At 56.6% G+C, this 20,852-nt stretch carries 20 protein-coding genes; 11 read left to right on the top strand and 9 right to left on the bottom strand.

The features are described from left to right. The first annotated feature begins 5 nt into the window (after positions 1 to 5). The 6 genes from Poly21_RS11565 (at position 6) to Poly21_RS11540 (ending at position 7,531) form a co-directional block, all read left to right on the top strand. The gene (locus tag Poly21_RS11565; RefSeq protein WP_146407200.1) at positions 6 to 464 is read left to right on the top strand and encodes a MotA/TolQ/ExbB proton channel family protein; all 459 of its coding nucleotides are present in this window, start codon (positions 6 to 8) and stop codon (positions 462 to 464) included. After that, a complete protein-coding gene (locus tag Poly21_RS11560; protein ID WP_146407199.1) occupies positions 461 to 793 on the top strand; it encodes a DUF2149 domain-containing protein in 333 nt (110 codons plus the stop codon). Before Poly21_RS11565 ends, Poly21_RS11560 begins: the two co-directional genes overlap by 4 nt. Beyond that, positions 793 to 4,911: a cobaltochelatase subunit CobN gene (cobN, locus tag Poly21_RS11555; RefSeq protein ID WP_302118706.1), complete on the top strand. Its 4,119-nt coding sequence runs from the start codon at positions 793 to 795 to the stop codon at positions 4,909 to 4,911. Before Poly21_RS11560 ends, cobN begins: the two co-directional genes overlap by 1 nt. Before the next feature lie 163 nt (positions 4,912 to 5,074). Next, complete coding sequence (gene cobT / locus Poly21_RS11550; RefSeq protein WP_302118704.1) at positions 5,075 to 6,106, top strand: nicotinate-nucleotide--dimethylbenzimidazole phosphoribosyltransferase; 1,032 nt, start codon at positions 5,075 to 5,077, stop codon at positions 6,104 to 6,106. After that, complete coding sequence (locus Poly21_RS11545) at positions 6,103 to 6,924, top strand: adenosylcobinamide-GDP ribazoletransferase (protein ID WP_146407197.1); 822 nt, start codon at positions 6,103 to 6,105, stop codon at positions 6,922 to 6,924. Before cobT ends, Poly21_RS11545 begins: the two co-directional genes overlap by 4 nt. Then, on the top strand, positions 6,917 to 7,531 hold the full coding sequence (locus tag Poly21_RS11540) for a histidine phosphatase family protein (RefSeq protein WP_146407196.1): 615 nt from the start codon (positions 6,917 to 6,919) through the stop codon (positions 7,529 to 7,531). The genes Poly21_RS11545 and Poly21_RS11540 overlap by 8 nt, the downstream gene beginning before the upstream one ends. Positions 7,532 to 7,533: 2 nt before the next feature. Here the strand turns inward: Poly21_RS11540 and Poly21_RS11535 are convergent, their stop codons facing one another. The 4 genes from Poly21_RS11535 to Poly21_RS11520 all read right to left on the bottom strand — a co-directional run bounded on the left by Poly21_RS11535 (position 7,534) and on the right by Poly21_RS11520 (position 11,167). Then, a complete protein-coding gene (locus Poly21_RS11535) occupies positions 7,534 to 8,922 on the bottom strand; it encodes a type II and III secretion system protein family protein (RefSeq protein ID WP_302118703.1) in 1,389 nt (462 codons plus the stop codon). A 312-nt stretch (positions 8,923 to 9,234) separates the two neighbouring features. Continuing rightward, positions 9,235 to 10,272 (bottom strand): Flp pilus assembly protein CpaB, encoded by a 1,038-nt coding sequence (cpaB, locus tag Poly21_RS11530; protein WP_146407195.1) that lies wholly within the window; start codon positions 10,270 to 10,272, stop codon positions 9,235 to 9,237. 158 nt (positions 10,273 to 10,430) lie between these two features. Then, positions 10,431 to 10,988 (bottom strand): A24 family peptidase, encoded by a 558-nt coding sequence (locus tag Poly21_RS11525; RefSeq protein WP_146407194.1) that lies wholly within the window; start codon positions 10,986 to 10,988, stop codon positions 10,431 to 10,433. A 2-nt stretch (positions 10,989 to 10,990) separates the two neighbouring features. Further along, a complete protein-coding gene (locus Poly21_RS11520; protein WP_146408619.1) occupies positions 10,991 to 11,167 on the bottom strand; it encodes a Flp family type IVb pilin in 177 nt (58 codons plus the stop codon). A 180-nt stretch (positions 11,168 to 11,347) separates the two neighbouring features. Here Poly21_RS11520 and Poly21_RS11515 point away from each other — a divergent pair, with 180 nt between their 5' ends. The 5 genes from Poly21_RS11515 (at position 11,348) to Poly21_RS11495 (ending at position 15,098) form a co-directional block, all read left to right on the top strand. Then, positions 11,348 to 11,692: a hypothetical protein gene (locus Poly21_RS11515; RefSeq protein ID WP_146407193.1), complete on the top strand. Its 345-nt coding sequence runs from the start codon at positions 11,348 to 11,350 to the stop codon at positions 11,690 to 11,692. A 124-nt stretch (positions 11,693 to 11,816) separates the two neighbouring features. Then, positions 11,817 to 12,371: a transcription termination/antitermination protein NusG gene (gene nusG / locus Poly21_RS11510; RefSeq protein WP_146407192.1), complete on the top strand. Its 555-nt coding sequence runs from the start codon at positions 11,817 to 11,819 to the stop codon at positions 12,369 to 12,371. A gap of 365 nt (positions 12,372 to 12,736) precedes the next feature. Beyond that, positions 12,737 to 13,399 (top strand): BamJ family beta-barrel-assembly machinery protein, encoded by a 663-nt coding sequence (gene bamJ, locus Poly21_RS11505; protein ID WP_146407191.1) that lies wholly within the window; start codon positions 12,737 to 12,739, stop codon positions 13,397 to 13,399. A gap of 138 nt (positions 13,400 to 13,537) precedes the next feature. Continuing rightward, the gene (locus tag Poly21_RS11500) at positions 13,538 to 14,665 is read left to right on the top strand and encodes a hypothetical protein (RefSeq protein WP_302119752.1); all 1,128 of its coding nucleotides are present in this window, start codon (positions 13,538 to 13,540) and stop codon (positions 14,663 to 14,665) included. Positions 14,666 to 14,717: 52 nt separating this feature from the next. Then, a complete protein-coding gene (locus tag Poly21_RS11495) occupies positions 14,718 to 15,098 on the top strand; it encodes a histidine kinase (RefSeq protein ID WP_146407189.1) in 381 nt (126 codons plus the stop codon). 78 nt (positions 15,099 to 15,176) lie between these two features. On the opposite strand, the gene Poly21_RS11490 is transcribed toward Poly21_RS11495, so the two are convergent. The 5 genes from Poly21_RS11490 to Poly21_RS11470 all read right to left on the bottom strand — a co-directional run bounded on the left by Poly21_RS11490 (position 15,177) and on the right by Poly21_RS11470 (position 20,744). Further along, complete coding sequence (locus Poly21_RS11490) at positions 15,177 to 16,286, bottom strand: lipid-binding SYLF domain-containing protein (protein ID WP_146407188.1); 1,110 nt, start codon at positions 16,284 to 16,286, stop codon at positions 15,177 to 15,179. Positions 16,287 to 16,379: 93 nt separating this feature from the next. After that, positions 16,380 to 17,027: a PH domain-containing protein gene (locus Poly21_RS11485; RefSeq protein WP_146407187.1), complete on the bottom strand. Its 648-nt coding sequence runs from the start codon at positions 17,025 to 17,027 to the stop codon at positions 16,380 to 16,382. A 46-nt stretch (positions 17,028 to 17,073) separates the two neighbouring features. Further along, on the bottom strand, positions 17,074 to 17,598 hold the full coding sequence (locus tag Poly21_RS11480; protein ID WP_146407186.1) for a hypothetical protein: 525 nt from the start codon (positions 17,596 to 17,598) through the stop codon (positions 17,074 to 17,076). 241 nt (positions 17,599 to 17,839) lie between these two features. Continuing rightward, the gene (locus Poly21_RS11475) at positions 17,840 to 18,562 is read right to left on the bottom strand and encodes a hypothetical protein (protein ID WP_302118701.1); all 723 of its coding nucleotides are present in this window, start codon (positions 18,560 to 18,562) and stop codon (positions 17,840 to 17,842) included. A 127-nt stretch (positions 18,563 to 18,689) separates the two neighbouring features. Next, positions 18,690 to 20,744: a hypothetical protein gene (locus tag Poly21_RS11470; RefSeq protein WP_146407185.1), complete on the bottom strand. Its 2,055-nt coding sequence runs from the start codon at positions 20,742 to 20,744 to the stop codon at positions 18,690 to 18,692. Positions 20,745 to 20,852: the final 108 nt, after the last annotated feature.

Raw genomic sequence — 20,852 nt, 5'->3', positions numbered from 1 at the left:
TATTCATGATAGAAAAATTGCTTTTTGACCTCGCGCAGGCATTCTGGTGGCCGATCATGCTGTTGGTGCTGCTATCGTTTGGCTACGCCATCTTGAAGCTGGGTGGCTTCCTCGTCGAGTCGTTTCAGCGAATGGGGCGTCCTAATCGTATCCTGATACTTCCAGCGGGTGCTGGACGATCGCTTGAAGAGATGGAATTGATTGTGCTCGGCGAGTTGGAGGGACTGAAACTGTGCAGCCGAGTGGCGCCCATGCTCGGTTTGGTCGCCACGATGATCCCGCTCGGACCGGCCTTGGCAGCGGTTTCCGCCGGGCAAACAGACACCGCTGCCGCCGGTCTGGCCGATGCCTTCGCTACCGTGATCGTGGCGTTGGTCGCTGCGTCGATCGCGTTCGCTATCTACACCGTCCGCCGCCGTTGGCTGCTGCAGGAGCTGAGCTACTGGATGGAGACGCAGTCATGAGCGATCGCCGCATCAAAATTCTCGATGATGAAGATACCGATCCCATGCTATCGTCGATCAATCTGGTCGATGTCTTCTTGGTGGCAATGGCGATGTTGATGATTGGTTTGATGAGACATCCGATGACCGAAATGATGCACGGAGATTTCACGCTGATTCGAAATGAGGGCGAATCTTCCATGGAGATTGTTGTTCGCGAAGGCGAAACACTGACTCGGTTTCAGTCAACCGGTAGTTCGTCGGAAGGCACTGGCACAGCGGCTGGAACTGCCTATCGGATGAAGGATGGATCGATGGTTTACGTCCCACACAAAGAGGAAGGACACTGATGCTGCGTTTTGATTTGATCCGCCTTCAGGCCGCTTGTTGGCTACTGATGTTGAGTGTGTCCGCTTGTGGCCATGTGGTTGCGGAAGATTCTGATACGGTAACCATGCTGCATACCTATTTGATGGCACCTGCCCGCGCAGCGACCTTGCAGGCGACTGCTCATGAGGCTGGTATTGAAGTGCGTTTCTTGCTAGTGGATTCCGTCCAGACGGAAGACCTGCGAGCGGCATTGTCTCGCTCTCGATTGGTCTTAGTCGATCTTCCGCACGCGAGTGTGGTGCCTGGAATGATTGCCACCGCGAGCGCTGCGATTGAGCATTCGAAATTACCCTATGTCGTGATCGGAGACACGCAACAGGTTCGCAGCGGTGATCTACCGGACGTCAAACCACTACAAGATCACGTCCAAGTGCCTGAGGCTTGGGCAGCACGGATCCGCGAGTACTACCGTTATGGTGGCCAAGCAAACACGGAATTTTTGGTTGCTGCCCTTGCGGACGGATCGCTCGACGATGTGGAAGCGACGACAGAATTGCCCGCCGCAAAACCATTTCCAGAACAGGGTTTTTATCACCCTGATTGGCCGGATATTCAAACGAGTTTAGATACCGTTGCCGGGTTGCTCGACGGCAATTTGGAGGGGCAGCGTGAGCGCGAAACGAGTGTCAAGAGCATTGTCGCCATCGCCATCAATCCTGTCACAATATCATCCGGTGACACCGCATGGTTGGACGCATTGATTGCGTCGCTGGCCAAGCATGGTCTGCATGCCTACGCATTCTACGGTCCGCGTCAGAATGCTGAACGGTTTGCGCAAATGACTCGTCGAGAGATTGATGGCAATTCTACTCGCTATGCCGATCTAATTATCAACGCATCCCTCGTCTTTCGGCCTCAAGAAACAAAAGCGGAGCTTGATTTGATCGGCGTGCCTGTACTGCAAACGCTGCCGTCGCTGGAGTTTGACGCCGAGCAGTGGAGGGCCAGCGATGAGGGATTGCCTCTAGGGAGCTTGTCGTATTATTACGCATCGAGTGAATTGGCTGGCATGATTGATCCCATACTAATCTCGGCTCGCAATTCAAAAACGAGTTTGCTGGAGTCCATCCCTGAGCAAACCGAAGCAGTTGCAGCGAAGGCCAAGTCGATATGTCGACTGCAACAAAGCGAGCGGTCCGAACGCCGAATCGCCATGATGGTTTACAACTACCCGCAGGGCGAAACTAACTTTGGGGCCTCTTTTTTGAACGTTCCCAGGAGTCTGGCGAATGTTCTCCAGGCGATGAAGCTCGGCGGCTACGAAACCGAAGGGTTGGATGAGTCCGTGATCACGTCTGAGATCCAGTCCTGCCTACGTTCGGTCTATGATCCTGCGCGATTGGTCGCGCAGCACGCCGAAGGCAGCGCCGAGTTGCTACCGCTTGGCGTCTACCAAGCGTGGTTCGATCAATTGCCTGTTGCGACGCAACAGAGAATTGAAGACTATTGGGGACCGCCCTCCGCCAGTGCGGTACAAATCGAGGACGATTTCGGATTTGTGATCCCGCGCCTCCAGGTTGGCAACGTTTGTATCATGCCCCAACCGCTGCGATTTGAAATCACCTCGGCGACCGAGACGGAGGTGCGAGTCAAACGCATCAATCATACTTCGTCGGTCCCGCTGAGTCATACCTACTTGGCGACCTACCTGTATCTACGTAGTCATTGGCAGGCCCACGCAGTCGTCCACTTCGGCACCCACGGCACGCTCGAATGGGCACCTGGTAAACAGCGAGCACTTTCCGTTGACGACGATCCGTCGCTGGCGCTCGGATCGATTCCAAACTTCTACCCCTACATCATGGACAACTTGGGCGAGGCGACAACCGCTAAGCGTCGCGGGCGGGCGACGATGATCAGTCATCTGACACCGATGTTCTCGCCTGCCGGTTTTCGTCCGGGACTGCATGAGATGCACGTGCTGATGCACGATTGGGAAACCGTGGCCCCCGGTCCGGTACGCAATCAGTTGGAAAGGCAACTTATTGAGTTGTTCGTCGAACACCATTTGGATAGAGACCTGGAATGGTCGCCCGAGCAAATTGGTGGCGACTTTCCAGCCTTCATGGAAGTATTGCATCCGTACTTGGACGACATCGCTCAATCAGCACAACCACAAGGGCTAGCAGTGTTGGGCGATGTCCCCGATCCGCAGCGTCGTTTTGGCATGGTGATGCAAATGCTGCGAAAACGCTTGATTGATGCGTTGGGCGAAGACATTGATGAAGTGTTCCTGATCGATGCAGAACAAGTCACCAATTCGCGGCCCGGCCGGTGGCTTCGATTGGCGTTGCAGGATCCCGAAGCGGCCAGTCGATTGGATTTACGTGCGATCGACCGGTTAGACTCCAGTGCCTACACGTCGGTGCCGAACCGAGCGGCGGAAAAGACACTCGACCCAGCCGAATTATTAGAACTAGCCCATGAAGCCCAGCGACTCGATACGGTGCTGGCTCAAAACAACGAGATCGAATCGTTACTTGCCGCACTCGATGGCCAACATGTGCCGTCGAGCTACGGCGGTGATCCGGTTCGCAACCCAGAGAGTCTACCGACGGGACGAAATTTGTATGGTTTTGATCCGTCCCGAGTTCCTACCACACAGGCGTGGCAGATTGGTGTGGGCGTGTTGGATGATTGGATCGAAAGCTACCGCCATAAACACGATGGCGAGTATCCCCAACAGATTGCTTTCACCATGTGGGCTGGAGAAGCGATGCGACATCACGGTGTGATGGAGGCTCAAATCATGCACGCGCTGGGCGTTCGTCCACGCTGGAATGGATCCGGCCGGATGACCGGATTCGACATCGTCCCAGCATCTCAACTAGGTCGGCCTCGACTTGATGTCTTGATGAGTGTGACAGGTTCCTATCGCGATCAGTTTCCGCATTTGATGAAATGGATTGATGAAGCTGTGGTAGCGGTCGCGGCTCTCGAAGCATCCGCTGACGAGACGCCGAGTGACTCGGTCAATTACGTTGCTCGGCACACCGAGCGGCTACGTCGAACACTGGAGGAAAGTGGGGTTGCCGTGACGGACGCAGTTCGACAATCGACCGCGAGGGTGTTTTCGAACGAGTCCGGCGGATACGGAACAGGACTGAACAATGCCGCCGATGCCAGTGACGTGTGGGAGTCGCAAACGCGAGGCGGAGGGGACACTGCCATGGCGGAACTGTTCACGCAGCGGATGGGGCACGCGTATGGCGAAGGGCTCGGCGGCGTGCCGGCAGCGAAACTGTTCGCCCATCAGCTCGCGAACGTCGATGCTGCATTCATGGCTCGCTCGTCGAATACGTACGGGGTTCTGACGAGCGACGATCCCTACGCTTACCTCGGCGGTTTTTCTCTCGCAGTAAGGGCAGCGGGGCGTAAGCCGCCGGAACTCTACGTTCAGAATTTGCGTGACGAATCGGAGGTGATCGTGGATTCAGCCAGCGGTGCGATCGCCAAGGAAATGCAGACTCGTTACTTGCATCCGCAATGGATCAAGGCACAGCAAGCAGAAGGATACAGCGGAACACTACAGGTTCTCAAAGCCACCAAATTTTTATGGGGTTGGCAGGTAACGGCTCCTGAAACGGTTCGTGAGGATCAGTGGCACTCGATGATGGATGTGTACGTCAACGATAAATATAACTTGGGGACACGGGAGTGGTTCCAGCAAGACAACCATGCCGCACTGGCACAGATACTCGAACGTATGATCGACGCAGTTCGCTTGGGGTATTGGCAACCCGATGCCGAGAGTCGTGCGACTTTGCTAGAGGCCTATGCGGATGCGACGCAAGCGAGCGAATTAATTCAACGCCATCAGGCTGTGACCCAGTTTGTCTCGGCGCAACGAGAGGTTGCGACCGGGGCCAAGCCTGATGCAGCCGCCAACGAAGTAACCGCAAACCAACCGACCCAGTTTGTGCGTGGACAAGAGTTACGCCCCCAGCGACAATCTCCGGATGAAATCGTTGATGAATCGCCGTCCATGACATGGCGGACCGTGAATACAATCGCGGTCATGATGCTTCTGTTCGTACTCGGCGCTTTTTTGCAGTACAGGCGAGTTGCTACAGGATAGAAGAGTCTCAACGAAGGAGTCGCTATTGGCTATCTGCACGGATGGGCCTTGGGCCCCTAAAACTAAAGGCACTCAGAAATACGCATCGCGTACGATAAGCAAGCACTAGCCACTCTAAAACGGAGTTGCGTCACGTTTCCCCATGCAACCAAGAATATTCAGCATGATGCAGGCTCCATCAAGTCACGATATCAATGCTCGCATCGACAGTTTATGCAAACCACCGGGAAGTTTGGGTGAACTGGAGTCGATCGCTCGCAAGCTGTGTGCAATTCAAGGCACGTTGTCGCCATCTGTCTCGCCCCGCCGCGTCGTCGTCTTTGCGGCAGATCATGGCGTGACGAGTGAAGGCGTGACGGCGTGGCCAAGTGAAGTGACAGGTTTGGTCACTCGGGTGATGCAGTCAGGGCGGACAGCGAGCGGCGTGTTTGCTGAGCATTTGCATTGTGAATACGAAGTCGTCGATGTGGGCTTGCGTGCTCGGTTGCCTGCTTCTCGGATTCCAGGATCGGCGGTTCAGTTCATTGACGCCGCTGGACGCCGGGGGACAGGGAATCTGCGTTTCGCTGCGGCCATGACTGGCGAAGAGTTCGACCACGCGTGGGCGGTCGGCAGTGCGCGAGCGGACGCAGCCAACGATGACGGCTGCCGACTGGTAATCGGCGGTGAGATGGGGATCGGCAACACGACCGCAGCGAGTTGTTTGGCGAGTCTGTTGGCAGGTGTTGACGTCCAGGATGCTGTCGGACGTGGTGCTGGCCTGAACGATATTGGTTTGGCAAAAAAAGTACGGGTCGTTGAGGATGCGATTGCCCGTGTGCGTGCATTGGAACCACTTGATGCCCAGCAAATTGGCTGTGAAGTCGGCGGACTGGAGATCGTGGCGCTCTCTGGGTTTTATGCACGAGCGGCAGCTCTTGGGTTGGTCATTATTTTGGACGGTTATATCGCAACGTCCGCAGCATTGTTGGCTGACGCGATACACCCGCAGACGAAGCTGAATATGATCGCAGGCCATCGTTCGGCGGAGCCAGGACATCAAGCCGCTTTGCAGCAACTCTGGTTATCACCTGTTTTGGACTTGGGATGCCGTTTGGGCGAAGGGACGGGGGCGCTAGCAGCGTTACCATTAGTCGACTTAGCGGCTGCGATGATCAACGGGATGGCCACACTCGCTGAACTGGAGTCGCCGTGAGTTCATCGCCTACCGAAGCAAACGCGTCTGCCGTTTCCATGTGGGTTGCGTTTGCCACTGCGGTGCAGTTCCTGACACGCATTCCAGTCCCCGGCGTAACGCACGGTTCCGCCGAAGTATTTTATGCTGCACTTCGCCGATCCGTCGTGTTTTTTCCGCTGGTTGGTGGCTGTGTGGGACTGTGTACGGCCAGCGTTGCAATGTGTGCCATGTATGGGCTATCTCCACTCGTGGCCGCGCTGCTGGCTATTGGCGGCGAGGCCTGGCTGACCGGCGCGTTTCATGAAGATGCCCTTGCCGACACCTGGGATGCACTGGGTGGCGGTTGGACGCGTGAGCAAGTCCTCACCATCATGAAGGACAGCCGACTGGGGACTTATGGAACGCTGTCGCTCATTATCGGTGTCGGAATTCGGATCGTCACAACTGCGGAGTTGATCGCAGGCCAACCGGTTTGGGCATGGGCCAGCATCGTGGCGGCAGCCGCGTTGGGACGCGTTGCCATCGTAGCGATGATGGTGACCACGGAGCCTGTCGTCGACCGAGATTCACAAGCTGGACAGATTTCGCAGACTCAAACGAGTCGTACGCTCGTCTACGCTTCTCTCATAGGCTTTCCATGTATCGCCGCGTGGATCATCCTGTCGCCGCTGACCGCAGTGTGTGGGTTACTCGCCGGTGGAGTGGTGCTCGCCTGGTTTCGGCGGAAAATCATTTCGAGAGTCGGCGGAACGACTGGGGATTTGTTGGGTTGCAGTGCATACTTGGTTCAGTTGGTAATTTTGATCGCGTCTACCTGGGGCGTCAGTCGTGCTTGATGTCACTTTGATTCGCCATGGTGAAGTAGAACCTCAGTGGAAGTCGATTTGCTATGGGGCCATGGACGTGCCCCTCAGTCCCGCAGGACAGGCCGCAGGGCAAACCCTTGCAGCGGCGATTGGTCAACAGTCGCGTGCCGATTTCGTTTTTCATAGCGGGCTGAGCCGTACGGCGTCTTTGGCGAAAATGATCGCGGTTCATTTCCCATCGGCACGAGTAATCGAAGATGATCGACTGCGTGAACGCGACTATGGGGATTGGCAGGGAGCAACATGGGATCGCGTCTACCACAGTGATCCTGAAAACTTCAATGGGTTGGTCGATGATCCCGACAACTACCGCCCACCCGGTGGTGAGACTACGACGGAGATGCAATCTCGCGTAGTGCAATGGTTCGGCGACCTTGGGAGAATCGACCACGCCACCAAGGTCATTGCGGTCAGTCACAGTGGGCCGATCGCGGCGTTGGCCGGTTACTGCCACAATCTCCATGCGAGCGAATGGCAACCCTGGATGCTCAAGAATTTAGAAGCGATCCAACTCCTAAGCGACCGCAGTGCAGCGGCAGACACATGGCTACCTCCCCGTTGTCGACGTGTTTTCTAACGTTACCATCGTGAACTGAGCGCATCGGCCTCATGTTCACTCGACAGCAGGTCTGAGAATGAGAAAATGTCGTCGGTCTGGCGGTTTTCATCTTGGTGAATCATGGCGTCGTTCCTAGGTGAGACGGCCAGGGGGGCCCATGAAGGTTCGTCATTCGCGGCACTGTTCACTGGCATGCACCAGGGTTGCCCCGGCATCGTGGGCGGTACGATTTCGGGAGTGATCGTGATCAGTAATTCAATCTCGTTGTGCTCGCAATGGACATGGCGAAACAACGCACCGATTCCTGGAACAGCTCCCAGAACAGGAGTGCGCTTGATGATAGAGACATCGCGTGACTGGAGTAAGCTCGCCAACAATACGGTTTCTTCAGTGTGCAACTCGAGCGTCGTGTCCACGTATCGCGTTTTCAGGGCCGGTAATTCAGTGGAGCCGCTGTTCGCCGGGTGGCGCGGGTCAGGTTCGCTCATCTCGGAGCGAACTTTCAGGCGAACTCGGTCTGGGCCGATTACCGTTGGCAAAAAATCGATGCTCGTTCCGTACTCGCCGTATGCGACATTCGGTTGACTTGTGTCACCCGAGAGCATCGTGGGAACACGACCTCCGACAGCAAAGCGTGCATGCCGACCATCCATTGTGACGACCGTCGGAGAGGCCAGGACCTTCACGAGGTTCTGCTGCTCGAGGGCCTGAATGAACGACTTGAGGTGACCGTCGTAGCGTAAGCATTGCTCGGATTCTCCGCTCGGTGATGCCGAATGACACCAAGGCGCATTCAACCCTAGTCGCCGCAGTTTTGTGCGATTGATTTCCATCATTCTTGTATGCAGCAGCACTTGATAGCTGCCCGCGACTTGAACGTTGTTGATGGCCGTCTCGTAGAACTGCTCGACGATCGCGATGGCACGATCGACGTCGTCGACGCGCGTGACGTACCCAGACACAATGGCACTCGCATTGACGGGCGTTACCTTCAGTGAGGCGAGCGGCAAGTGCGAGTTCAGCAGCTCATCGATCGGGCGAGTGTCGGCGACGACGTTCACGTCGATGGTGTAGAGTCGCTCTGACGTATCCCAAACGTTAATCTGCGTGGTGCCCGGTTTCTTTGCTGAAATTTGAATGCGTTGAACGCTTACTGGAGTGGCGTCGAGCACGTCCTCATCGTGCACCTGGAAACGCGGGATGCGTGTGTTCAACGACAGAATGCGGCTGGATTTGACGGTCAATTCCATGTGCTCCCTAGCCGCAGCAATGGAATGGGTAGCAGGGACCGAGGCCAGCATCGACACCGATTGGGCCACCGTCGCAGACGCGTCGAACAGTCCCCAGACAATCATCACGCTGAACGTGACTAACTTAGGAATGTTCGGTGTGTTGAGGTTCGCTCGCATGGTTGGCATCCTTGCCGTTTGGATCGAGTAGCCATCGTCGCCGACCCGTTGAGTTTCCTGCTTACTCTGAACATGGCATCGCCGGAATGATATTTAGCCCGCTGAGGTGATTCAGCTCTCCGAGCAGATTGCAGAAGGCGCGCCTTGAGTACGCGTGCAGCTCAGAGAGCTCAGCGATCATCGTCGTGCCATGGCGGTAGTGACCGCCGTTAAACGATGCTTCCCGCTAGACAGTGCTTCCCGCTAGACAGTGCCTTCCGTTAAACAGTGCTTCCCGTCCCTTGTGAAATCTTGCCAAGCAGGTTGCTCTGCTCAGAACAGGTCTGAAAAGGGGCTGGTGGTTTGCTGGAGATCATCGAGACTGGATTGGTCCACCATTACAGGGACCTCGGTACCCTCTTCAATCCAGTACTCAGTCTGCACTCCACCAGACAATTTGAGCATCTTGAAACCTTGCTTGGCTTCTTTGGTGGCGATTGCGATGGGTGTCGGTATGGCAATGGGTGTCGAGTCTTCGGCGGGTGGGGCAAGTGCGCTTGGGGGAGGCACCGAAACAAGGGTTGGTACCGACGAAGTCGCGGCGGTTTGTAGTAGCTCCGATCCTGCAACGGCGTGCGGTGGTTGTTGGTCGGACAACCACGCTAAGAATTCGGAAGCTGCTGGGCTCGGCGCCGCATCATCGGTGTGAGTATCGGATTCGGCAGGACTCGCGAGCGTCAGTCGAATGGAGCCGAGCTCATTGGCGCAGGTCCACGCCGGCGTATCTTTCCGGTGGATCAGCAGCGAGATTGAGGATGCCGCTCGGGCATCGATACTAACTAGGTCGGTGCCAGAGTGATTTAACTCATCGACCGCAAAAACCCGAACACCTGCTAATACGGTCTTGGCAGTTGGCTCAGCAAACCGATCACTCTGAGAAAAATACGCGACGACGTCCACTAAATCGCCTCGGCGGATGGGGCTGCCGACGCCTCGCCGGGTATTGGATTCAACGGCGACGACCCGATAGCCATGCGGGATTGTGGGTGTGGCATCAGCGACCTCGTCGATCAATTTGACAGGCATCATCGGTTCGCCATCGTAGAATCGCTGTCGCGCAAATTTGCCCTCAAAATCGGCGAGATTACCACTGGCCCCTTTCGGAATCCGATCGACCGGCCATGTTTCCAGACGCAGTTTGTCCGGCGTGATCGCCTCCGAAACATCGATCGTTCTGACCGATACGAAGATCTCGACGCTGGCCACGTTAGCACGATCCCCGGAGGGTGCTTGGATACTGCGGGTTAAGCCGATTGCGGCAAGGACGCCGCCCACACTAGCGATGAGGAGCGGAACGGTCTTATTGCTCATGACAGAATTTACTCGGGGTAACCGAAGTGAACCGGTGCTGCTGTCGTCCACGCGCGGACGCAACCCAGCGGTTGTCTCTCTGTCATCATCGGAATACCGCCCCAGTCAGCTCGATCCGGTGCACGGCTCGTGAAAGAAACCCCCTAAACCTTCTATCTTCACAAGAGCATGTCGGCGTAGCCAAAGTACAGGATCGTGCCGACGGCCATTGGGATACCGTAAGGAAGTAGGAGCATTGTGGATTTGCGCTGTCTGGCCAACGCAGCAAGTTGGGTTGGCTGACGCACGGTTTTCCACTCATGAAGGATTACGAGCGTTTGGGCGTAGTGCCGGATCCAATTTCCGCTCAGCCAAATCATGCTTGCTGCCATGATGCCACCCACGATCGCGGTGGCTACAAAAGCTTTCAGCGTCACGATCAGCCCACACCAGGCGCCGATTCCCGCGAGGAGTTTAACGTCTCCGGCGCCCATTCCGCCGACGTTTCGCAGCGGCAGCAGCAACATCATGCTGACCAAAGTGGCCAGCAGACTGCTACCGAAGCCTCCCAGTCCGTCGTGATAGGCGCACGACAGCCAGCCGCTGACGATGAAGGGGAATGTCAGCCAGTTGGGAACTTTCATCGTCAATCCGTCGATCACCGCCGCCGTGATCAGAGTGACGGTAACCAGCCAAATCGCCCAGTTATCTGCGATGCCTTGTAGAAGAGCGACCATCGTCAACTCCCCAACCCTGTCGTGGTCTCGTTCACTTCACTCACCGTACTGGTGTCCACGCCTTGCAAGACGGCCAAGCAGGTAGCGGCGATGAGGGCAAGCATGACGGCATATTCTACTGCCGTGGGCCCATCCTCCTCCTTCAGGAAATCGATGACACCTTCCATCAATTTATTCATTTCCATCCCCCTATGATTTCGCACCGACAGTATCGCTGTTGAAAACTACTCTATGATCCTCCCGAGTCAAAAAAAGAGCGGTTGCATGATGGCGGTTGGGAGGCAATCTCCTCAATGTCTGAGCGGTTATAGTGGTCAGGAAATCCAAGCGGGCAGGGAACGAAATGCGAAAGAGTTGTGATGGCGAAATGTGATCAGGGATATCTTTGCGAAGTGTGCGGTGCCGAGGTATCGTCGATTGTCGAAAGCGACCTGTATTTGCGGTATGTCCTGGACCAGCTCGATGCCGAACAACTACACCTCGCTCCCGAGCGGCATCTTCGCTGCAACCCGGTACTGGCTCAGTATATTGTCGATGAGCGATTTGATCCCGTTGAAGTGGGTGATGCATTTGACAAACGCGGTCTCGACGCAAGTTTCGTCGCTGCGCAAACTGACCGCGTTAGTGGCGCATATCGACGGCTGTGGGAGATCGCCACAGCGGACGAGCCGATCAGCCTGCTGGATTATCCTGAACGCGAGTAATCACTTGGAATGGGAATTCGCCTTGGAAACTTACCTGGTTGGCTGTCTACATGGCTGGCGGTAGGATCTTCGCGATCACCCTCAAGTTCTCCTTCTAGAGCTAGAAGCTAGCAGCTGTTCAAAAATGCCGATTCTACCTCCCGAGCCAGATTGCTTTCCAGACGATCTGTTGGACCAGCCGGAGTCCTTGCAGTCACCTTGGTGGCTGCTCTACACGCGCACGCGTCAAGAGAAAATGGTGATGCGTCGGCTCCGCGAGGCAGAGGTTGGGCATTATGGTCCGATGATTCTCAATCGGACTCGCTCACCGGCCGGTCGGATACGCACCTCCTACTTGCCATTGTTTTCGACGTACGTCTTTTTGCGGGGTGGCGAGGAGGAGCGGCATGCGGCGATCTGCACGGGCTGTGTTCTCAAGGCGGCCGAGATTCACGAGGTCGAGCAACTGCTCGATGATTTGAGGCAGATTCGAGCATTGATCGAGCTCGGCATTCCGCTGACGGTGGAGAGTCGATTGCAGCCCGGGACGATGGTGAGAGTGCGAAACGGTGTCTTTCAGGGTTACGAGGGGACAGTAATTCGCCGCGAGAACGAGACCCGCTTGCTGGTCGCAGTCCGCTTTATGGAGCAGGGCGTGAGCGTGAAGCTGGAGGATTGCCAGCTCGAGACGATTGGGTGAGTGTTCGCCGTGGAGTGCGACCTCACGCCAGTCGGGGGAGCTCGTCAACGTAGGGGGGCTCGTCAAAGCGAGGCGGCATGAGGCTCTGTGCGGGTGTTTGATGATTGGCTGGCGAGGTTCGCTGCTGCGCTCACGCCCACTCTCTGGTGATGGTAGCTACGCGTCTCCGGTCGTGGTATTCTATAGCTTCTGGAATCAGCCGCCGCGCCACGCCCACCCTCTACCGGGCGGCTCGCGGGCAGGTGATTGCCGCCCCGCCGGAAAATACGATTGAGATTTTCCTCGCCCTACCTCCTTCCTACCGCAAAGACGCCTGAATTATGCGACAGACGCTCCTATCTCTTTCTCTACTAACAACCATTGCCATGACGACGCCGTTACACGGACAAGACGCCGCATCGCCCGTCAACGACCCCGTCGGATACTTTCTCGGTTTCTCCGTGGGACAATCGCTGTCCCAACAAGGTTTCCAGTCCACCGACTTCACGAACCCGGGACTTCAGCAGGGCTTAGGCGATGCGCTGTCGGGTAAAGATCCTGCCCTGACTGATGAACAGCTCGCTGAGGCCCAAGGCAAGATCCAGGCCATGTTGCAAAAGCGTCAGGCCGCCAAGAACGCAGAGATGCGAGAGGCTGCTGCGAAGAACCTCGTTAGCAGCAAGGATTGGATGGCAAAGAACGCGAAAGCCGAAGGCGTGCAGGAACTTGACAAGGGCATCCAATACAAAGTGCTCACCGAAGGCGAAGGTGGTTCACCCACACCGAGCGATGTCGTCCGCGTTCACTACACAGGGAAGCTGACCAACGGGGAAGTTTTCGATAGCAGTGTCCAGCGAGGCGAACCCGCTGAGTTCCCCGTCAACGGCGTCATTCAGGGATGGCAGTTGGCACTTCAGAAAATGAAGGTGGGTTCCAAGTGGATGCTCTACATCCCGCCAGAAATGGGATATGGCGAACGCGGTTCGCAGCCTAAGATTGGTCCGAACGAAGTACTGATCTTCGAAGTTGAATTGCTAGAAATTCTGTAGCATCCTGTGAATCCCCCATCGCCGGCTCCGGGCGGACGAATCATGCGTCGCGATCCGTTGTCTAGCTCTCTCGCTGCGACCAGTTTTGGTCGCAGCGTGCGATGGTGGGTCTGCTCAATCGGGACACTCCACTGGTCGATGGCGTTGTCCGTCCCATTGGGGTTCTTGGCGGCAGCATTATTAAGTGTTGTGCCGTCAATGATCGGCGATACCGCGCACGCGGACTCGCCCGCGTGGGGGTACCTGGCAGGTGTTTGGTTATTCGGACTCACCATTCAAGCAGTGGTGACGCAAACGCTATTTACGATCCCGGTGCCGGTAAAACAGCACGCTGAGATATCAGAATCGTGCGACGACGATGACTCTGGCATGCACAGCGTCATCCTCACCATTGGCGGTGTCTGGATGGCTATTCCCAACATGCGATTGCTCGGTCCACGACCTAAACTGTTGGAGGTATTTGGTGGCGCCAGTCGTGTCCTTGCGCTCTGGTCACTGATGCTGTTGTCGATCGGCATCGCGTGCTTGGGATGCTTGCTGGGTGATCTATTGCAAAATCCACAAACAGATACCGATCCCGTGCTGAGCGGGTCCACGGCGACAATTGCCGCAGTCGACCGCCCCTGGGTCGCCGCCAGTTGGATCTTTTGTCTGCAGGGTTTCTGGCAATTGCTTCCGCTCCCACAATCGCTAGGACGAGTCGGTTGGTCGGCTGTGATCGGGTTGTTCACTCGTCCTCCTGAGCTCGCGACGAGCGACCGGCGGAAGGCGATTGACGTAGTCAGACGCGTTCAGTGGTGGCTGGTCGCCATGGCGTTGGCGATTCTCGTCAGTGGCGTCCTCGCGATCGAGCTCAGTGGAATCAGTACGCAGGCAGGGGGCCGTGCTTGGCCGGCGCTGTGTGGTGTCATTCTGCTAGCGTTGTGGCTGTTTATTTCTGCGCGAGGTGACGATCTGTTGGCATCACAATTAATCCTCGTTGCCAATGGCGAAACCGGGGTGCTCCATGGGCGAGTTGGCATTCGACCTATGCTGCGCCAATGGCAGGCCCGACGTCACCAACGCGCGCGTACCCGCAAACTCTTGGAGGCGGCTCAGCGTGAGCGTGAGGAGGCCAGTGACGCCGCTCGAGTCGACGATATTTTGCAACGACTGCACAGTTACGGACGCGATGCGTTGAGCGACGAGGAACGCGCGATCCTGAGGCGTGTCAGCGAAGCGATTCGTCATGAGCGCGCGCGCAATCAGGATCCTCAGTCGAAATGATCACTGACAACCCTACCGAGCTTTCTTCTCTCCATACGAGGCCAGACTCCCCATGACGCTCCCGAACTCGACCGCCTCCAGTACTGATTCGGCCTCGGCCCCTCCCAACACGGTTGTGTTCCTGTCGGGCGACCTCATCTTTGCCTCACGCGTCCAGGCTGCCGCGACAGCCGCAGGGCTTGCCTTTCGGCTGTCCGGAAACCTGCCACTGGATCTGTCGCATCCCGTTAGTCATGTCATCGTCGATCTATCAACTCGGTCGAAAGTTGTTGAGGAACTGATGCCGCTCTGCCAATCCCACTACCCTGATGCAAACGTGATCGCCTATGCGCCTCACGTCCAGGTTGATCGGATTCGCGCCGCGCGAACCCACGGCATTCCGACCGTGCTGACACGCGGCCAATTCAACGAAGCCCTATCGACGATGTTCTAAGTTACATTACTCGCGAACCGCGCCACGTCGATATTACCGCGGCACCATCAGTCATCACGTCAAACGGCACCACCGTGCTCAGAACGAGGTCGGTGGAGGAGGTAATGAAAGCTGCCGCTTCGCAGCGGTCTCGGCGGCGAGTTGACGGAGTAGACGAAGTGTTTCCACAAATTCAGGCTGGCTACTCAAGGCGGCAAACTGAGGGTTGGATGCAACACGTTCGTAACGAACCACCACCGCCTGAATCTCGTCGGGCGTGACCGAGGCAGGCACCTGCCATGATGCTGGGAGCACCAAATATTCCTGCCACTGAGCGTCCACCTTCTGCTGGAGAGCCGCGATCGACGCTGCAATCTCACTGATCGTACGTGATTGCAGGTCGAGGGCAGCTTGAGCTTCGGGGCTGTTTAAATATGTTGGATTGGTGGGCTCAGCCGGGCGCAGCGATTCAATCGCCTCGGGCGAGGGCGTGTTTGAGAGCCTCGTCAGTTCGTTGACCAAAGCGATTGCCGATGGTGGCACGACGCCAGGATTTGTCGGCGTGATCTGATAATATTGCTGTGTCGAAGGTATATCCAACTGCAGACTGCTACCGCCCAGAGATACGCCCGCAAATAGACCTCTGGCACGCGAGTAGGTCAGGATTTCCGCTTGCAGTGACCCATCAGTCGCGGCTCCAGCGGTACGCCCGACGGGCCCAGCGGCGGCAGAGGCATCGACGCCGAGCGTGATTTTGCCTCGCTGAATGTTTTGCAAACTGCGGGCAGAGCGAAATACCAATACGAGATCGGTCGCTTGCACGCCTGCCTGCCAGCCAAAACTTCCGCCAAACATGTTGATGAATTCGGGGGCTCGCCACTGGCGATTTGCATCACGCTGCACCAATACGCCGTGGCCGCCGCTAAAGCCTACGACAAACGCCCCTCGAATGAAGTGAGGCACGATCGCGATCGCCTCGGCAGAGGCCAATAAATGTTTGGGGATTCCCGTTGCGGTCGTGTCGGCGGTCAGCTCCTGCAGAACGACAGCTGCTTCATTGACGACGCCGGCCTCGGTAGACGTCGGGCCGCTCATGAGAGCCTGTTGAGGAATCAACGACGGCGGTGGCTGCTGTGCCGATAGCGTGGCCGTGCAGAAAAATCTCGTCGCCGCAAAGACAACGATAGCAAATGAAATTGGGCGAAACATGGCAATACCGAGTCCTTGGTAAGGTGGGCAAATAGGTCTATGGCGGAGATTCTGTGAACTATAGCGAATCTCGACGACCAAAGCATCGCAGATTTAGTCCTGATTTTCGCGGATCAGATCGACAATTCCCGCTGGGTCGGGCATGGCCACTGCGACGATTTCCAGATCGTCCTGCCCGGAACTCGATATTCCAACGTCGCCGACCCCGACTAATCGCTGCGCAAAATTCTGCTCGACCTGGATATTTCGGACGTCGTCATGTTGGACTTCGGAGGTATCGCGGCTGATGATCCCCTGCCTGAAAATGGTTCGGCTATCGGTGATCGTCAGGGTTGTCGCCACACTGAGGACGTACCAATAGGCAATCACGAATAGAGAGCAGACGATCATCGCGAGCGACACCCACCCCATGGCGCCCGCCTGCTCGCCGCCGCGAGACTGCATGAAAAGGTATCCCGCGGCCACCCACAGAGCGACGATCGCCAATGTCCCCAGTGGTCGACGCCTAAATATGACCGGGTGAGCTTTCAGCAGCGTCTGCTCTCCCTGCTCCGATGCGAAATCACGCGAGATTGTCTCGCGATCGCCATCGACTTCTCGAACTGAGGTGACGCTGACGCGGGGGACCTCCATCTCGAACGGCTTGTGACACGACGGACAGACAATTCGCTCTTCAAGGTGGTCGACGGTGGTTTCGACGGAATGTCCGCAGTAGGGACATTTGGACGCTAGTACCTGCACGTTCAGGACCTCTCTGAGGGGGAATGAAATACTCGATTCACAGCTTTTACTTCGCAACCTCGGTGGCCACTTCCTTCACCTTCACGGCGAACAACTGGTCTTTCTTCTCTTGAACGGTCAGCCGCACGGTATCGCCGACTTTGAAATCGCTGAGGTCGTTGATCTCATCGTCATCAAACTCAGTCGCATCGGTAAATCGCACTTCGTAGTCTGTGCCTTCGCTGGTCAGCACGATCTGGGCCGAGGCTGCGTCGACTCGCTGGATAATGCCATCGTAGGTTTCTAAACCCGTGGCTGTTTTCGCGGTCTCGGTCAGATTGCTCGCGGCATTCATCGTTTCGCCGATATCGTCGCCAACCTCCTGCGCATCAAATACTAGGCCCACTCGATAAGTCCCATCGGTCATGCGGTCGCCACTGATTCCAAACCATCCAGCGAGCAGCCCAAACAGCAGCAACAGCACCGCAAGAACGTTGATAATGAAGACCGCGTAGACGAATTTGGTGAAACCGGCGCTGCCGACCTCCGAGTCACCGCGTTCACGATTTGCGTTAGATCGTGTTGATTTCATGAGTCAATCCGCACTTTGGGGTGGCGTTGGGGGAGCGAACAAGTGGTTGAGGGAGCGAACAAGTGAGCGATCAGCGTGAGCGTATTGGTCGATCAAGTTCAGTTTCGCATAGTGCAGTGCAGATGGCGTGCCAGGGCTACGGTTTCCTGTCCGACTGCATCATAGGCACCGTTCACGGCAGTGCGAGGGAGGGTGGCTCGACTGTCTACCCACGGGATGCAGGCGGGAACCATTTTGACCGCTAATGTTCCTTGGACAGAATCGCGATTGAGAAACCGTAGTACCATGCGTCGTTCGCCCGCCCGTCAGTGGTAATCAAGTATCGCCCGAAACCTGTCAGTCGGGTGCGCGGCGTCCACCAGAAATGAATACCCACCTCAGGATAGATTGCCGATAACGCGCCGTCGAAAGTCTCTCGCTCCTCATGGCGCTCGTCGATTCGGCCGTCGTCGTCATTGTCGATACCATCGTCGGTAGCGGGTTCACTGCCGCTGGATATCCCCGTGAATAATCCAGTCCCGACAAAGGGTGCCAGCCGACTAGGAGTTTGAAACCGCATCCCGATCTCTCCACCAAGAAAGTAGTCTTCGTCGTTAGCTGCGGCGATCAGGCCCGCGCGGCTAGTCATGAAGGAGGCACCATAGCCCGTGTACCCCGCTTCAATACTGCCGAGTGGATTATTCGACTTGCCAATCGCCGTTAAACCAGCGGATAGATAGTAGCCGGAATGGTGATCGACAAAGCGGGCATCGTTGGCTTGTTTTAACTTACCCGCAATATCCGTCTTCGCTGCCCCGTGGGCATATTTCTCCGCATACTCGGGATCGTCCATTGCCCATCGCGACTTCGTCAATCCGCTGGGCAGTTGAGCCTGTGCGGCGGAGGGAACCCAAAACAACACAATCAAGCATCCCCATCCCATGAGGACGGATGCGGTTGTTTGGAACAGAATGGATGTTGTCAAGAAATTGGTCATTCAACAGCTGGCCTTTGAAATCGTCATACGAAATCGAAGACCAGCCATGCAAGCATAGTTTCTGCATTCCCACAGGTTTCAGACGCCCGTGTTGGCAAAAACAGGAGGAAACCTCTTACTTCTTAATTTCGCTGAGCAGATCGAGTGTGAGCGAAGCATCCGCACCGCTCCCGTTGATCCGCCCCAGTCCAACTTGGAAGCCCTCGGGGGCTGCTGCGATCGATGGGGGCAGTTTGACGGGGAGTTCTTGCTTGTTCAGGAGAGTGAACGTCGCATTGGCAGCGTCGCCAGACATTTTCCCGACGACGACCGCACCGTCTCCTCCACGATCGCTCTCGGAACGACTGACCCAGCCTGGGGTGGCTTTGGCAAATGCGATAACCAGAGTGGTGTTGGCGGAAATTTTATTGAGGAGTGGGTTCAGCTTCGCCACCGAATTGCTGTCTACCTCGCCCGCGAGTATCGATAGAGACTCGTAGAGTTTCTCAACACGTTCACCGCGTTGGGGAGCGTCGGCAGCCATGTTTTGAATTTCATCCAACGTACGCGTTAGGGCGGCGATCTCGGCGTCGACGTTCAACGTTGGTGGCTGATCGGCAGCGGTTTCAGGGGCAGCGGGTGTTGGAAAGGAAATTTCGGAGGTGCCACCAAATAAGTCATCGGTGGCGTCGCTGATAGTCAACTCGGGCGAGACCGCAGACGCGTCCAAGCTGTCGCTGCTCGCTTCGGTTGCATCGCGGGGATCGGTGAAGTCGGGTGGGGTGTTTCCGTCAATGTCGTCTGGCAAAATCAAACCAGGATCAAAGGCATCCAGCACATCGCCCTCGGGGTCAGCGCCGCCAAGCATGTCGTCACCAGAGACATCATCCCCAGCTACGTTGTCGCTGGGCGAATCCTCGCTGGGCAGATCGTCACTGGGCAGATCGTCACTGGGCAGATTGTCGCTGGGCAGATTGTCACTGGGCAGATTGTCACCGAGTGTATTCTCGGTGGGCGCACCATCGCCGAAAATATCGTCATCGGGCAAAGTGTTATCGAACAAATTGTCTGGCATAGCGGGGTCTGGAATCGGATCCGCTGAAGCCGCAGTGTCTGGTGGCAGGACGCCTGTTCGTGGGTCGCTCTCAACTTGCCCCTCGTTGGGTGCGATTGCGTTGGGCATGGCGTCGTCCGCAGAAATGTCTTCTTGGAAAATTAATTCCGACCCGGGTGGTGCCGTCGAGTTGTCGGTCAGAGTAGCGGTGTTATTGATCGTGTCGGAGCTCAGTTGGTCGCTGCCGTCTGTGTTCGCTCCGGTGTTCGCGTTGGTTGTCTCATCCGCGATTGCTTGGAGTGCCGCGTCGGCGGGGTCGCGGGGCTCGCCGAACAAGTCAGGATCGGGGAGATCGTCACCGATGGATTTTCCCTCGAGAGGAGTCGGGCTGGAGTCCTCAGCGAGCTGGGGTTGGGAGTAGTCGATGGGCATCGGTGCGCTGGCACGGTTCTGGGTGCGGGCACTCCCACCGCCAGGCAGAATGTCGCTGATGTAGGGCACGTACTGCCCAGTCGCAAAATGCAGAATTATGCCGACAATCGGTAACGCCAGCAGCCCGCCAAGGGCGACACCCAGCATGGTTTTTAGGGGCGAGCTTTTTCTGCTGCGGCGTCGGCTGTGAGAGGAATCAATATCCATCATTGCCGCCGACTTGTCCGTTCCGGATTTGCCTGGCACGCTGATTTTGATAACCCGCTGTGGTGGGTTCACCGGCGACGCGGCGGCCGTTTCTGTGTGATGAACATTCGACTGCTGAAATTCGACCGCCGGATCTTGTTCGACGTGACTGTGGTCTACCGCCAAGGAATCGAGTCCGGAAGCATTGCTTTGGTGAGAAGGATTCTCCGGAGCGTGATCCACCAGTGCGCTTTGGGATCCTTGAAAGCGGCTTGCAGAACTACTAGCGAGGGTACCGCTTCCCAGATTCACATCCGCCAGATTTTGACTACCCGATGCCCACTGCTCGTCGGGGCTCGCGCTCGAACTGAGTACGGATTGCTCGCCCACCAAAATCAGTGGAGGGGGCAGGACTGCTCGTAGTTCGCTGCCGTCGAGTGTTTCCAAGCACCATGGGCACTGGGCCAGTGCGACTGCATCGTGAGAATGGTTACTACCGGTTAGAAGCGTATCGGGCACGCATACAGATTCATGACAACGCGGGCACTGAGAAACCAACATGAGCGTATCCGAACCAGTCGAGAAGAATGAAATTCACCAAGGAATTTGCATTGTAGCCACGCTGTC

It is taken from the genome of Allorhodopirellula heiligendammensis, assembly GCF_007860105.1.
Classification (GTDB): domain Bacteria; phylum Planctomycetota; class Planctomycetia; order Pirellulales; family Pirellulaceae; genus Rhodopirellula; species Rhodopirellula heiligendammensis.
Note: the sequence above shows the minus strand (reverse complement) of the source record. Positions and strands in the feature narration are given on the sequence as shown.